General features: G+C 47.4%; 14 protein-coding genes. 2 read left to right on the top strand and 12 right to left on the bottom strand.

The window, feature by feature from the left end:
* Window positions 1-7 precede the first annotated feature (7 nt).
* From plsX to galU, 7 genes are all read right to left on the bottom strand, one after another.
* Window positions 8-1,012 (bottom strand): phosphate acyltransferase PlsX, encoded by a 1,005-nt coding sequence (gene plsX / locus AC438_RS06730; protein ID WP_274377607.1) that lies wholly within the window; start codon window positions 1,010-1,012, stop codon window positions 8-10.
* Between the two features lie 2 nt (window positions 1,013-1,014).
* On the bottom strand, window positions 1,015-1,197 hold the full coding sequence (rpmF, locus tag AC438_RS06725) for a 50S ribosomal protein L32 (protein ID WP_053980481.1): 183 nt from the start codon (window positions 1,195-1,197) through the stop codon (window positions 1,015-1,017).
* A gap of 109 nt (window positions 1,198-1,306) precedes the next feature.
* Window positions 1,307-1,849 carry a YceD family protein gene (locus AC438_RS06720; protein WP_053980480.1) on the bottom strand — a complete coding sequence of 181 codons (543 nt, stop codon included), beginning with the start codon at window positions 1,847-1,849 and terminating at the stop codon, window positions 1,307-1,309.
* A gap of 66 nt (window positions 1,850-1,915) precedes the next feature.
* Window positions 1,916-3,013, bottom strand: a complete 1,098-nt coding sequence (locus AC438_RS06715; protein ID WP_053980479.1) for a 5-(carboxyamino)imidazole ribonucleotide synthase — start codon at window positions 3,011-3,013, stop codon at window positions 1,916-1,918.
* Window positions 3,013-3,495, bottom strand: a complete 483-nt coding sequence (gene purE, locus AC438_RS06710) for a 5-(carboxyamino)imidazole ribonucleotide mutase (RefSeq protein ID WP_053980478.1) — start codon at window positions 3,493-3,495, stop codon at window positions 3,013-3,015. The genes AC438_RS06715 and purE overlap by 1 nt, the downstream gene beginning before the upstream one ends.
* Window positions 3,496-3,856: 361 nt before the next feature.
* Window positions 3,857-5,203: a phosphohexomutase domain-containing protein gene (locus tag AC438_RS06705; protein WP_053980477.1), complete on the bottom strand. Its 1,347-nt coding sequence runs from the start codon at window positions 5,201-5,203 to the stop codon at window positions 3,857-3,859.
* Between the two features lie 8 nt (window positions 5,204-5,211).
* Entirely contained in the window at window positions 5,212-6,042 is an 831-nt protein-coding gene (gene galU, locus AC438_RS06700; protein ID WP_053980476.1) for a UTP--glucose-1-phosphate uridylyltransferase GalU, read from the bottom strand.
* 287 nt (window positions 6,043-6,329) lie between these two features.
* On the opposite strand from galU, the gene fabA reads away from it, so the two are divergent.
* A complete protein-coding gene (gene fabA / locus AC438_RS06695; protein WP_053980475.1) occupies window positions 6,330-6,854 on the top strand; it encodes a 3-hydroxyacyl-[acyl-carrier-protein] dehydratase FabA in 525 nt (174 codons plus the stop codon).
* Window positions 6,855-6,934: 80 nt separating this feature from the next.
* A complete protein-coding gene (gene fabB / locus AC438_RS06690) occupies window positions 6,935-8,149 on the top strand; it encodes a beta-ketoacyl-ACP synthase I (protein WP_053980474.1) in 1,215 nt (404 codons plus the stop codon).
* 104 nt (window positions 8,150-8,253) lie between these two features.
* On the opposite strand, the gene AC438_RS06685 is transcribed toward fabB, so the two are convergent.
* The 5 genes from AC438_RS06685 to AC438_RS06665 form a co-directional block, all read right to left on the bottom strand.
* Entirely contained in the window at window positions 8,254-8,868 is a 615-nt protein-coding gene (locus AC438_RS06685) for a hypothetical protein (protein WP_238376336.1), read from the bottom strand.
* Between the two features lie 301 nt (window positions 8,869-9,169).
* Window positions 9,170-9,592 carry a homoprotocatechuate degradation operon regulator HpaR gene (gene hpaR / locus AC438_RS06680; RefSeq protein ID WP_053980473.1) on the bottom strand — a complete coding sequence of 141 codons (423 nt, stop codon included), beginning with the start codon at window positions 9,590-9,592 and terminating at the stop codon, window positions 9,170-9,172.
* A gap of 222 nt (window positions 9,593-9,814) precedes the next feature.
* Window positions 9,815-11,431: a hypothetical protein gene (locus AC438_RS06675; protein ID WP_053980472.1), complete on the bottom strand. Its 1,617-nt coding sequence runs from the start codon at window positions 11,429-11,431 to the stop codon at window positions 9,815-9,817.
* 10 nt (window positions 11,432-11,441) lie between these two features.
* Window positions 11,442-14,048: a LamG domain-containing protein gene (locus AC438_RS06670; RefSeq protein ID WP_238376335.1), complete on the bottom strand. Its 2,607-nt coding sequence runs from the start codon at window positions 14,046-14,048 to the stop codon at window positions 11,442-11,444.
* A gap of 2 nt (window positions 14,049-14,050) precedes the next feature.
* Window positions 14,051-15,283 carry a hypothetical protein gene (locus AC438_RS06665; RefSeq protein WP_238376334.1) on the bottom strand — a complete coding sequence of 411 codons (1,233 nt, stop codon included), beginning with the start codon at window positions 15,281-15,283 and terminating at the stop codon, window positions 14,051-14,053.
* Window positions 15,284-15,299: the final 16 nt, after the last annotated feature.

Here is a 15,299-nt window from a genome sequence, read left to right as displayed (position 1 = left end):
GCAGTGATCAATCCAACCACGTCGCCAATAGTAAATGCGGCTTGCGCTGTGCTTGCTCACAGGTCATTTGCAAGGCCGCACTAAAAGCCGCTTGATCAGCGCCACCGTGACTTTTAATAACAACACCATTAAGCCCCGCCAATAAAGCGCCGTTATAATCCGCTGGATTTAACCGTTTAAACCAACCCGATGCGAGTAGACGTGCGCAAAAACCCAATACTCTACGCCAAGGCGTGGAACCAAAATAGCGCTTAAGATCCCGTATTAAGTAGCGCGCCAACCCCTCACTCGCCTTAAGCGCAATATTGCCCGTAAAGCCATCACACACCACTACATTTACACGACCATCGAACATCGCATTTCCCTCGACAAAGCCTTGATAGCTATAGCGCGTATTATCGCGCAAGCGCTGATCAGCCTCGCGCAGCACCTCGGTCCCTTTTTGGTGTTCTTCACCAATATTCAACAGGCCAACCTTTGCTGGCACCACACCTTCTACTTCAGCTAGCGCTGCCCCTATAAGTGCAAATTGCTCTAGCTGTAACGCACTGGCGGTCAGGTTAGCGCCCAAATCAAGTACGTAACAGCTCGCACCGCGCACGGGCATGCGCTTGCAAATAGCGGGGCGATCAATACCTTTAAGCATTCCTAACAGGTATCGAGCCATAACCATTAAAGCCCCTGTATTGCCTGCACTTAAGGCTGCGTCAGCACGACCTTGTGCGACTGCGTGTAAAGCCAGCCACATAGACGATTGTTGCTTTTTTCGCAGTGCACTGCTGGGTTTTTCATCGGGCGCAACAACTTGCTCAGCGACAATAAATTGCAGGCGAGATAATAAGGGTTTTGCATGGGGGTTTTGCTTGGCAGCAGCAATAACGGTATCACTACCGTAAAGCAATACAGAAGTATGAGGGTGGCCTTTAAGGAAAAAAAGCGTAGCGTGGACGAACGAGTGGGGACTTTCGTCCCCACCCATTACATCAACTGCTAAATAAGTTGGCGATGCCAAACTTACTCGTCGTCTTGAGAGTTCAACACTTTACGACCACGGTAAAAACCGTCCGGAGTGATGTGGTGGCGCAAGTGCTTTTCACCAGTTGTTGCATCTACAGATAAGTTAGTTGCAGTTAAAGCATCATGTGAACGACGCATGCCACGCTTAGAGCGGGTTTTTTTAGATTTTTGAACAGCCATGGTAGACTCCTGGGCTTAATGACTTTGCGCCTCGCGGCGGTTTAGTGTTTTAACGTAATCATTTATACAAACTAACAAACACACTAAGAATAAAGCACAATGCTTACTTCTAATGTTTGGTTTCTTTCCCTTTTAAAGCCGCTAGTGCCTGAAAAGGGTTGTTGGTTGTTTCTTCTTCATCTTCAATAGCAACCTCACCAGAACTGAGCAAGGCACTATCGATACACAGCTCGCTGTGACTGGGCGCTGTAGGTAAAGCCAGCAGCAACTCCTCTTCAATCATAGCGTATAAATCTTCAGCGTCCTCACCTGCTATCCAAGGCTCTAACCTTGACGGCAACTGCCTGGCCTTTTCCTCATCCCACACAATCGCCCAATGAATATCAGTTTTTACTGAATATGGCATAGGCTCTAAGCAACGTTGACACTCCACTAACAAGTCAGCTTGCACCCAACCTGTTACCGTACGTCTACGCTCTTCATCAAAACCAAATTCAAGCTCAACGTCTATATGCCCAACTTCGATAGAGGCTTCTGTAAGGCGCGTTAAGCCATCACCAAGAATTTGACCACTCAAAAAAACCGCGTGGTTAACAAATTTACGCGGTTCAATGTGTCTTGGAATAATTTTTTTAGGGGTACTATCTGACATAAGCGCGCGATCATATTGATTTGCAGTGAAGTTGTCAAAATTAATTGGTTGTTTTTTGACAAATGTTTAAGCGTAAACGTCGCTTTCGAGTTGCTTGAGCTGTTCGCGTAGCGCCTCTGGCGTTGGTGCAGTAATATTAATATGCCCCACTTTGCGCCCTGGACGCACGGCTTTACCGTACCAATGCAAGGCATGCCTAGGCTTAAGCACCGCACTCGGCTCAACAGCAACGCCCAATAAATTCAGCATACCGGCCGCACCTGTCATTTGAGTTGGCGCTAATGGCCAATTTAAAATCGCGCGTACGTGTTGCTCAAACTGGCTCGCCGGCATAGCGCTTTGCGTCCAATGTCCACTATTGTGCACTCGTGGGGCTAGCTCGTTAGCAACAATGCCCTGCGCTGTCACAAAGCATTCCATAGACAACACGCCAACATACTCAAGTTCTTGCATAATACGAGTAATATGCGCGTTTACCTCAGCGGCCTGTGATGCGCTAATTTGTACTACGGGCACAAAACTGGTTAATAAAATACCGTTCTTATGAACATTTTCTGAGATCGGATAAACCGCTACCTCACCATTAGCAGAGCGTGCAGCCACTACAGAGACTTCTCGTTCAAAGGGCACAACCTTTTCAAGCAACCAAGGGCCGGAGGCTTCATCACCGTGCATTTTGGTGATATCAGCGACACTATCGAGCCACCACTGCCCCTTGCCGTCATAGCCATTTTCTTGCGTTTTAACAATTACAGGGAAACCTAAGGCCTGTGCTGCGCTGGTTACCTGCGCTAAAGTATCGGCAGGTTTGTAAGCCGCCGTAGGCACGCCCTGATCATTTAAGAAGTTTTTTTCACGCAAGCGATTTTGAGTCACCCATACCGCTTTAGCCGGCGGAGAAACTGCGCAGTAAGGTAAAAACTGCTCATAATCAACAACGCTGACGCCTTCTTTTTCAGTGGTAACGACATCGGGCTTACCCAATAATGCGTATATTTGCGCTGCACTGTCGCCAGCCGAAGCTTCAACAACGCAACCCAAGTGCTCAACACACCGAGAATCTTCGCCAGGGGTTTTCAAGAAACTAAACTCGACCCCCATCGCAATACCTTCTAGCGCCATCATGCGCGCTAACTGCCCTGTACCCAAAACAGCAATACGCATTAATCTTCAACCTCCCAAGGCACGCTATCGGTTTGCGCTTGGCGCCAAGCTTTAAGGCGCTCGGCAAGCTCAGGATCAGAGAGTGCCAGTATTTGGGCCGCCATAAGGCCGCCATTATAGGCACCAGCTTCACCAATCGCCTGCGTGGCCACGGCAACACCTTTTGGCATTTGCACCATTGAATGCAAACTATCGACACCTTTTAAGTATCCTGCCGGTATAGGCACTGCCACTACCGGAATCCACGTCATCGCTGCGGCCATCCCCGCCAGATGCGCAGCGCCACCAGCGCCAGCAATAAGAACCTTCACACCACGATCAGGGGCGCTTTTAGCAAAATCGTAAAGCCGCTCTGGCGTACGATGCGCAGAAACCACCTTGCACTCAAACTCTACGCCAAGTTCAGTTAGCGGAATTGTCGCGCGCTCCATAATCGGCCAATCAGACCGCGAGCCCATAATAATATTAACCGGGGTAGACATGTTTACCTCAACCTTTTGGCAGGTTTACCACACTAACTCTACCTCACCTATCAAAGGCATATTCTAAAAGCAGAGTGCAAAGCATGTTAAAAATAAAGCCGCGCATCATTCCAGAAAACGTGCGCAGTGAAAAGGGGATTTTTTAATCAGACAGAAAAAAACGCCATTAAAACGAAAAAAAAGCAATAAAGGAGTAAAAAAACTCCTTTTATTACTTTTTTATCTAAGAAACGCCTATATCTCGCTGCGCTTAAATACCTAAATACCTCCAGCAGCCAAGCTTAACTGTCACAAGATATTGCAAAAAATACTGCAGGGTGACTAACCGGCATTCATAATGACTAACCCGCACCCATAGCAACTAACCCGCATCAATAATCGCTAATAAAGCTTGCGTTTTTTGCTCCATCAGTGCGCGGTCACCTCGCGACTCTACATTTAAGCGAAACAAAGGCTCAGTGCTCGAACAGCGCAAATTAAAGCGCCAGTTTGCAAAGACCATCGAGAGTCCATCAACGCGCTCAACACTCAGGGCCTCGCTGGCGTAAGTGTTTTCGATTTGCTCGAGAAGCTCGGTTGTATTGGTTACACGACGGTTGATTTCTCCGCTACAAGGGAACGCATTAATACGCTCACCAATTAGCGTCGATAATTTCACATCACGCACTGACATCATTTCAGTAATCAATAACCAAGGAATGGTGCCGTTATCGCAATACGCAAAATCTTTAAAGTAGTGGTGAGCACTCATTTCACCGCCATATACCGCATCTTCTAGGCGCATACGCTCTTTAATGAAAGCATGGCCTGTTTTACTTTGTATCGCACGACCACCTTCGGCTTCCACTAAATCAATGGTATTCCATGTCAAGCGGGGGTCATGCACAATGCAAGCGCCGGGGTTTTTCATTAAAAAGGATTGCGCCAACAAGCCGACTAAGTAATAGCCTTCCATAAAAGCGCCATTTTCATCAAAGAAAAAACAGCGGTCAAAATCACCATCCCACGCGATACCGAGGTCGGCACCATGCTTTTTAACAGCATCAGAGGTAACACCTTGGTTTTCGAGTAACAAGGGGTTTGGGATACCGTTAGGGAAGCTGCCATCTGGCGTATTATGAATTTTGATAAATTCAAAGGGCAAATGCTTTTCGATGGCGTCCAGTACTAAGCCGGCTCCACCATTACCGGCATTCACAACAATTTTAAGAGGCTTTAGCTTGCTAACATCAACATAGGTCAGCAAGTGCTCAATGTAAGTTGGGCGCATATCTCTATGTGACACACTGCCTTTTTGGGCAGCTTTAAAATTACCCGCTTGCGCCATGGCCTGAATATCATTTAAGCCCGTATCACCCGAAATAGGTCGCGACCCCTTACGGACTAGCTTCATGCCGTTGTAATCCATAGGATTATGACTAGCCGTGACCACAATACCGCCATCAACACCTAGCTCAAATGTTGCAAAGTACACCTCTTCGGTGCCACATTCGCCAATATGAACCACGTCGGCACCGGCATCGGTTATGCCATTAACCAGCGCATCGGTTAATGCTGGGCTTGTTAAGCGAATATCGTGACCCACAACAACAGTTTTAGCCTCTAAAAACTCAACATAGGCACGCCCTATACGGTAAGCGACATCCTCATTAAGCTCATCAGGTACTCGACCGCGAATATCGTAGGCTTTAAAACAGGTAATTTCCATCAATTCACTTAACCTTTGTAAATGTTTTCGTAAACAAAATTAGTCGCACTCACAAACCCTTCAACACTACCGCAATCAAAACGGTTGCCTTTAAATTTATACCCCATCACACAACCTTGCTGAGCTTGAGTAAGCAGGGCATCGGTCAACTGCACTTCGCCGTTTTTACCGGGTGGCGTTTTTTCGAGGATTTCGAAGATATCGGGAGTAAGGATATAGCGGCCAATAATCGCCAAATTGGTAGGCGCTTCTTCTTTGGTGGGCTTTTCAACCATATCTGTCACTTGATAAATACCATCTTTGATGGCTTCACCAGCAATAACACCAAACTTATGAATTTGATCTTCAGGGACTTCTTGAATAGCCACAATACTACAACGGAACTGCTTATAAAGCGCGACCATCTGCGTCAAGACACCGTCACCGCCGTCATTCGCTACACACAAGTCATCAGATAACACAACGCCGAAGGGCTCATCACCAATCAAGCGCTTGCCGTTTAAAATAGCATCGCCCAAACCGCGCATTTCGCGCTGACGAGTAAATGAAAACGCCCCTTTTGCCATCACATCACGAATAGAACTCAAATATTCTTCTTTAGCAGAGCCTGCAATTTGATGCTCCAACTCATAGCTCACATCGAAATGATCAGCAATCGCACGCTTACCACGCCCCGTAACAAAGCCGATATCAGTCAAACCGGCTTCTAGCGACTCTTCTACTCCATATTGTACGAGTGGCTTATTCACCACAGGCAGCATTTCTTTTGGCATTGACTTAGTAGCAGGTAAAAAGCGAGTACCGTAACCGGCAACGGGAAATAAGCATTTTTTAATCATGATTTATCCTTAGATTTGAAGATCAATGACTTAGCAAGACATCGAATATACCACAAGGCATATTTCGATTGCATGCAAATAGGCGGCCGAGTGAGAAGACAAGCCAGAAAAAAAGCGCGACGCTGGACAACACCAGCTTTGACGTTAGAATGGCACCCCCTGAGTTTTGAATTGAACTTTCATTCTAAACCAATTACTTTTCAATAATCAGCCTTTGCACCTTACTGGAGCATTAACCCCAGCTTGGAGCATTAAAGGCCCCAGCGTCAAACATCAACGAGCTATCTATGCACACCTTTGAACCAAAGTCTTCTTACGAGCGCGATGAATTACTCGCCTGTGGTCACGGCGAACTTTTTGGCCCAGGCAACGCACAACTTCCTGTGCCTAACATGTTAATGCTCGATCGCATTAAGTTAATTAGCGCAACGACTGGCGAGCATGGCAAGGGCGAAATTGTAGCCGAGCTCGACATCACTCCCGACCTCTGGTTTTTTGACTGTCACTTCCCCGGCGATCCTGTGATGCCTGGTTGCTTGGGTCTTGACGCTATGTGGCAGCTGGTTGGTTTCTTTTTGGCTTGGAAAGGCAACAAAGGAAAAGGCCGCGCACTGGGCTCTGGAGAAGTGAAATTCACTGGGCAAGTTTTGCCGACGGCAAAAAAAGTAACCTACCGTATTACACTCAAGCGTGTCATTGAACGCAAACTGGTGATGGGTATTGCCGACGGCACAGTAGAAGTTGACGGCCGCGAGATCTATAGCGCCAAAGATTTACGAGTTGGCTTGTTTACCAATACTGATTCATTTTAATTGTAACAGTCTAGCTTAATACTCATTATCGCCGCCGGCAGTCGGTGGCGTCATAATCATTCACTATAGAGAGGGTCGCCATGAAACGCGTTGTGATCACAGGCATGGGCATTGTATCTTGCATAGGTAATGACCTAAGCACCGTCCTTAGCTCACTTAAGGAAGGCAAGTCCGGCATTCGTTTTAACGAAAGCTATGCAGAGCAAAAATTCAGAAGTCAAATTTCCGGCTCTGTTGATATCGACCTTGCAGAGCATATAGACCGCAAACAGATGCGCTTTATGGGTGATGCCGCTGGTTTTAACTATGTTGCCATGCAGCAAGCCATTACGCATGCTGGGCTTGAGCCTCATGAGGTATCTAATGAGCGCACGGGCATCATCGTCGGCTCAGGTGGTGCATCGACTCGCAGCGTTGTTGAGTCTGCCGATATTATTCGCAGTAAGGGCGTTAAACGTGCAGGTCCTTACCGTGTTACCCAAACGATGGGCAGCACCACGAGTGCCTGTCTGGCGACTCCCTTTAAAATCAAGGGTGTCAACTACTCCATTTCTTCTGCTTGTGCCACCAGTGCACACTGTATTGGCAATGCTATGGAGCTGATCCAACTTGGCAAGCAAGATATTGTATTTGCTGGCGGCGGCGAAGAAGAGCATTGGACTCTCACTGGCCTCTTCGATGCTATGGGCGCACTATCAACTAAATACAACGAAACACCCGATCAAGCGTCGCGCCCCTACGATGCCGATCGCGATGGCTTTGTCATTGCTGGTGGTGGTGGCTGTTTGGTAGTTGAGTCACTCGATCACGCTCTGGCGCGCGGCGCTAATATTCTCGCCGAACTTGTTGGCTATGGCGCCACCAGTGATGGCTACGATATGGTAGCCCCTAGCGGCGAAGGCGCAGCACGCTGTATGCGCATGGCAATGCAAGGGAGTGATTTACCTATCGATTACATTAACTCGCACGGTACCAGCACACCCGTAGGGGATATGGCCGAACTAGGCGCTGTACGCGAAGTATTTGGCCAATCTACCCCTCCTATTGCTTCAACTAAATCTTTGACTGGCCACTCACTGGGCGCCACCGGCGTACAGGAAGCCGTTTACAGCTTACTCATGATGCAGCACGGCTTTATTAGCGCTTCCGCCAACGTCAACACACTCGACGAGAAAGCAGCCGGCATGGATATTGTCAGTAGCCTGCGCGAGACACAGATCAATAGCGTTATGTCTAATAGTTTTGGTTTTGGTGGCACAAATGCCACTTTACTGTTTAACCGCTTCAACGGATAAGCCTCAACAGCACACCGCGAAAGGGCCTGCCGCCAATAGGTGCAGGCCCTTTTTTTATACGCCACTTGTTTGAGTCTGCGATGCCTGTTTATAAGTGATCTATTTTACAAACAATCCATTTTAGCCAAAATCACAGATCGAATGCCGGCTATTTCCATCGGCGATAAACCACTCACCTTGTTTAAATTAATCGAATGCAAATGCAAACTTGGCGTCCCCTCATCAAGCTCGCGAAAATCCCCCTTGACGAGTAAAGGGAGTAAAGGCTGATCGGGTGGGCGGCGGCTATTAATGAGTTTTAAGCCCTTATTTAGGGGAATAAAGCGATAGGGTTCATTCCCTTGACGCAACGGAATACGCAACATCATTTTTTGCTTCTTAGCGCTGTAATAATCCGGGATAATCATTAAACCTGTAGGCTTAACTGCAACCTCTGGCACCTCTTGAAAGATATCATGAAAAGCAAACGGATTCGGTAAGATGACTAACTGTCTGTTTTCTTCCTTTGGGAAAAACACATTGTAATTAGTATAAATTTTAGCCACCGAAGCTGAATAAATACACAGCCGATTTTCAAATTGTAGCGCAAACTCCTGTGCGAGTTTTTGCTGCTTAAATTGATCTAAATTCCAGACCAAATCACTGTTATCAATGTCGTCACCTGCGATAACCGGCTCTAAATCAAACGCTTGAGAAAGATTAACCCTTGATAACGCCATAATCTGCTCCTTCCTATTGAGTTTACGCAACCGTCATTCCAAAAGTAATGCAAGGCAGCGTATGCACACTGGATATAGCTCAGGCTTTTAAGGCCAGCCAAAAAAAACAAAAAAACGTGATGCTTATCACAAAAAAAGGGGGTTAATAACTTTTAAAGAGACAAAAAAAGCCAAGCACCTTTTGAGTACTTGGCTTTTTTTGGCACGGCACAACTAACGCTGTTAGGCGCTGTGGCGCTTTTTACCACCTGCTTAAATTGCGAGGGCCGTGTCGAGTTACGTAAGAGGCACCTTAGAGAGGTTACTGCTCTAGGGCAATAACATCATCAAGTAGCCCCACAAGATCACTGATTTTCTTTGTGCTTAACTTTGCACTCAGCTCATCATAGTTAGCTTGCACCTTAGGCTGAACCTTCTGGTGTAAACGCTTACCTTTAGCGCTTAACGAAATAATTAATTCTCGTTGATCGCCTGGCGAGACTTTACGTAACAAAAAGCCCTCTTCTTCTAAGCGATTTAATATACGCGACAAGCTAGGGCCTAAAATTGCACTTTGCGAGGCCAGAGTTTGTGCGTTTAATTCACCGTTAAGGTAAGTTGTGCGAATAACGCGCCACTGCTGCTCAGTGAGGTCAAAACCCGCGAGTGTTTTACGTGCAGTCAAGACTACTGACTCACGCGCTTTTTGCAAAAGAATTGGTAAACTTTCAAAATCGACTTTCATATAAATTCACATATCAACACAATTGTAGAAGAGGTTAAATTTTAACCAATTGTTGATTTATGCGCCACTCCGTTAAGTAACATGAGCGGCAATTTATGACAAAAAGCCCTACTTTTGCATGGGTTTCCGACGAATAACGCATTAGTTAGCATGATATGTAAGAGAAAGACTGCTTTTATTCCCGTTTTTGCCCCTAAACCCACCTAACGAATACATTAAAAATTATAGCGTCCCCTGTACAATCGGCTCAAATGCAGTCAATTGATCCATGCGCTCAGCCCCTCCTAAACCATGCTTAGGAAAAATCTCAATCAACCGGTTTTGATCGCCGTGCAAAGCAAGATAATTTAACACTACCGTTTCTACTAAAGAATTGACGTTATTAGCTGCGGGGCTAGAAGAAGTTTCAACATCTCCACTAGCACGCATGAAACCAATTTGCTGATGTTGCTCAGGTGTTTTATTGCCAGTTTGCAGTAAGGTTGCTCGAGCGCCGGGGTTAAAGACTAAAAAGAAGGCACTGGCGGTTTGTTGGTCATCACCTGTCCACACCCCCTTACCGCGGCCGCCCTCGCTACTATCGACTGTACCATTAGAAAAAACAGAGCCATCACTAAAGACATACATCATAACGGGTTTACCTTTACGCGCAGCATACTCCAATACGGCTCCCATACAGCGCCCTGCACGTAGATCACGGGCCTCACCCGTTGAGCGATCCCCGGTGTGATAGTCATAACCACCAAGCGTCACAGTGCCTGCACCGGCATAAGCGCCTGGCTGACCATTACTACGAGAAGGGCCATCTAGCACCAGCTTCATCACCGATGCTGTTTTACTAAACTCTCTATCGCCCATTTCTTCAATGCTAAAAATACCTGTCTCACCAACAATATCTGGATCAGATAAAGGGCTTAAATCTAAGCCGCCAAACTGCGAGACGATATCGGCACTTTTCGCATAACTACACCGTACATGCTGTTTGATCACGGCATCACGCGCGCGCTGCGTCTCTACGGCACCCAGCTTGGCATCACTGATGCGATACATCGACTCCATAACCGCAACGGTATCCTCTTTTGATAGTAAGCCAACGAGCCCTCCGGTATCGACTAAGCCTGTCACGTCCGTAGGGCGATCAATTTTGGTTGGCCGAGCTGCGGGGTCTATCATGCTCGCCGGTGCCATTGAGTTACCGCCAGAGACGCTACTGGTAGACCCACACAGTGGCAATAAAGCACCCGCCGCACCGGCCTTATAAATACCGTACATAGGGTTATGGGGGTTATTACCTGTATCATTCTCACTGCGTGCCGCGATCACCGCGCCATTAATCAGCGAGCGTGTTGCCGCAGAGGTTTTTTCAAGAATACCCGCCAAGAATTGACTGTCAGAATGGAACGCTAAGCCAAGCTCTTCATTAATAAAGTCGTTTGTCTCGGTATCGGGGTTCACAACCGAGGGCGCCATATCGCCTGGTAAGCCTTGCTTAGAATAACCACTAGCACTTAAAAAATCTTTTTGCCCGCCAGGGCCACCAACTAAAACATTACTACCAGCAATATTAGCGCCGCCAGCCAAATCAAAGCAGATGAAAGGAATCTTATTGGCCCCTCCGTATTCGAGCTGACAGTTGTTGCCATTATTTCCTGTGACTACATCAGACGACAACGCGGCCATTGCCTCATTGGCTAACCAGGGTGCACCTAAAACACTGGCGGCACCGGCGACAAACCCTTGTGAAATCATATCGCGGCGTGTTTTGGGCTTGTGATGGTCGGGGTGTGCCAAGGCATCATCAGGGTGAAAGTGCTGTGTTTTAAAACGCTGCTTTTTCATGGTTTATCTCCTACTGCACAAGCATTGCAGCACTGCCTAAAGCAGCGGCACAAACGGCGGTGGCGGTATTAAGGGTTGTGCCTGCAGGGCAAGAAGTGCCACAGCGGGTCATAATATCAACGAGTTTATTTAGCTCAGTGCGCGTTGCCTGCACAGAGGGACCTGAATTCAACTCCCCAGCGCTTGATGTAATAACCAAGGCATTTAATAGAGGGGTAATCATTGCCGCTCGACCCCTCACACTGAAAGCTGTACTAGGCTGAGCATTAAAGTCAAAGTCGGGGAATTTGGGATTACGTAAGGCAGGGCTATTAATCAGTGCATTACAATAAGTCACCGCCAACTGCGTCACTCCCATATGATGAGCGGGTAAAAAGCCCTCCATATTTTCATCAACAGGCAATTGTTGTCTTACTTTTTGATAGGTTTCTTTCACCGCTGGGTTTGTTGCGCTGACGCCCGTCATTTGCGCTAAGCTAGCGTTAATTTCAGCGAAGGTTTTAACACCTACAGTCGCTGGCTGATCACCCTCGGGAGTATCCTCTGGCTCGACCTGCGGTGCTGTCACTTCGGCAGGACGAATAAAGGTTTTTGCCTCTAGCGTATCAAACGTCAAAAAGAACTCATCCAATGACTTCCCTTGCTCTACAGGAATCAGAGCACCTAAAGACGACAGCGACTGCCCTTCACCTGCGATATAATTTTGTGTATTGATCAGCGCTTTGACATTGGCATACGCTTGACCAATCAGCGTTTCACGACCATTTACACCAATGCGCATGCCCTCTATCTGGATATCCTTCAGAGGTACAGGTGCTGTCGATGTCGCTGTTTTATTTGGATCGAGAATATAAAAGAAGGGGTTGGCAAACAAATAGCTATAGCTATCGTAGGGTTCTACCTCAAAAACCACATAAGCTTCTGCTCCTTCACTAATAGCACCTGCACTTAGGTTATCGGTCACGCGAAACAATAAGAAGAACTTTTCGCCAACACCCGCTTCATAGTTAGCCATAATGCTTTCAGCTGTCAGCGCACGACTGTGTATCCCCAAAAACCGCATAGAACCCAGCCAAGGGTACATGCCTGAGGTCTCAACACCCAAAATTAATGCGAATGTGTCATCCCAATTACTGATGCTATTATCGACGTCGTCGACCACTGGCTCTTGAGTAATTAACTCGCCATTAACATAAATACGGCGCCCCTCTAGACTGCTAAAGGTAATCACAACATGTTGTAACGTGGCCTGTAGGATCTCATCGGCATTAGGCGTAGAAACTCGAGGCTCGCCATTTAAGTCTGTAATAAGAGTGCGGTTCATAACGTCGTAGTTGTACATTGACTGTCCAAGCGTAAAATTACGGCTATTATTACCACCTGAATAACTGACTATCCGTGCAGGCCCCTCTTGGGTTACATTGGCCGGTGCTACCCACGCTTCAATAGAATACTCTTGGGTAAACGTTATTTTACGGTGAAGTTTTTTGCTCACAGCAGTAGCGCCTTGCGCTCGCCCACCTAAAAAGCGTAGCCCCCAAACACCACCCTCTAACCACGCAACATCACCACTTAGGTTCAAATTAAGCGCAGGCTCTTGACCCGAGGTGTCATAAGCTACCTGGCCATGGCCGGTTTTAAATTCATACTTCGCAATAATATCTGGCTCTACGCGCCCACCAGTATTGGCAACAATGCCGTCAGCGGCCAATTGCAATGCGTTGCTAACCACTAATTTGTCATTCACCTTGACCGCTTCAATGCCGCTGGCAAATTGCTCAATCGCCTTTTGCAAAGCAACCGCATCATTGGCACAGCTAGCACTCCAGCAATTGTGCGATTCCTCTTGGAGTCGAGCCACCATGCGCGAGCGCTCGGGTGCATTTAAGTTGATCTTGCTTTTTGCCGCGGTATAAGCGGCATCAACTTGGCTGCCCGCAAAATAAGGTTGCTGAGGGGTGGGACTATCAGCCGCATGACACTCAGCACAATAACGCCGCAAAAAAGGGCTGTATATCGTTGACTCAAAGTCAGTACTGGCTTCGGGAAACGGCTTACTATCTTTAACCGGTTTAACCTCCGGCGGCAATAAAGTAATGACGCTTTTTGCTGCGCCCTCTCCTGCGGCGGCATTGGCCGCATTGGCCCAAGCCGAAATCCATGTCACTAACGTATCGGCGCAGACACTCGCTTCAGGTAACCAGCAGTTATGGCCACCTGCCACCTTCGCAACCATACGCGAGAGTGAAGGCGTTTCTAAATCAACAACCGTACTAGCCGCAACATAGGCTTGATCAATATCATCTCGCCGTGCGAACTCTGGCATTTGCCCACCCTCTATGTGGCATGCACCGCAGCGGCTGTCCAAGGCTATATTGCTCCATACATTCACCATAAAACGCTGAACATCGGCTGTCGTGGGGCTAGGGCCTTTGTAAACAATGCCCACGCCGTCATCTTCTACAACCGCAGGAGGGTTAATATCATTTGTTGGCGCACTATCTTGACTGCATCCACTTGTGGTCAACAGTATTGCGCCATACATCCACCATAAAGCACATACATTTAAGGCTAATCGTCGTATATTTAGTCGTCTTTTTCGCAGACTCAAATTCATTGCTACTCCCCCATACAGTAAATAGCGGCGTCAGCGAATAGTTCTTTGGCACTATAAGCTTTTGCTTTAAAGTTACTCACCATTGCAGTGATCTGGTTTCGGTCAGCCTGCTGGCTTGGCTCTCTAAAACACATGGCCTTAAAAACTTTAGTCGCCTGACAGCTAGCGAATGCCTCACTACTGGCGAGTTCTTGCCCCATACTTTTAGCCCCAATGCCGGTACCGGGTAAGCTTGTACTCCACCCTAAATTAGCATTGACACCCTCGCGCCAATAGTTACGCCACTCATCATCTGGCGTGATAAAACCGGGCCTGAAGGTAGCTGCATTAAAGTGATATTTAGCCTGTACACGTGTACCTGTGGCAGTATCCACCATACCCACTTGATTGTACTGCAACTGACCTTGCTCACCTGTGAGATCATTATCGGCATCATAGTCATAGTTGTAGTAAGCAAAGGCTTGCGCTAATGGGTCCATACCGCTGTGACAACCAAGGCAGCCATTTAAAAAAGCTCTAGAGTCGCCCCCTGGTGAACGCGAAACATCTTGGCGAATACGGTCGGGCACTCTTGTGACATCGTGTAGCTGCTCTAAGTCATGGCATAAATGGTTAAGTAAGGTAAAGCGTAACTGAGCACGATTGGTACCCGCTTTAAAAAAAGCTTTTGCACCAGCACGGGTTGTCATAACACCGGCGGTAGCTTGCGAAGGTAAACCTGTAAGCGTAGATTGTACCGCCTTGGTCAGTGTGGTTTGCAGCGGTACACCCGCTGATTCTATCGCCTCATAATGAGCGTTATTATTAACTGCGTAAGCTGGGGTGATACTCGGTGCATGATAAATAATATCGCCGAACAATAAAGCTCTGAAGTCGGCATCGTCTCTTACTAGACCCACAACCGTTGCGGTGTAATCGTTAAGATCAACAAAAACATTTTGCTCGCGGTTAGTCCATGGCGCAGCCCAATTGACTAAAGTGACATTATAAAATGCATCATTTTGCATAGCGGTATACGCAGCTTTTTTAGCGTTACCGGCAGCAATATCATCTGCCATGGACTGTAAAACACTACCGCTATCGCTCGGCGGCACGCCGGCAATACGCTCATGCAATCGCTTAGCTTGCTCCACAGCACCTGCTGTGGCTATGCTCGCAGCCAAACATCCCACCCCCAAAATTATAACGCGTGCCGCAGTAATCCAGCAACGACTGTTGTGCTTTTGTAAAACCATAATGAATACCTAATGC

The organism is Marinagarivorans algicola (assembly GCF_001292705.1).
Classification (GTDB): Bacteria; Pseudomonadota; Gammaproteobacteria; order Pseudomonadales; family Cellvibrionaceae; genus Marinagarivorans; species Marinagarivorans algicola.
This window is presented reverse-complemented; position numbering and strand designations above follow the sequence as displayed.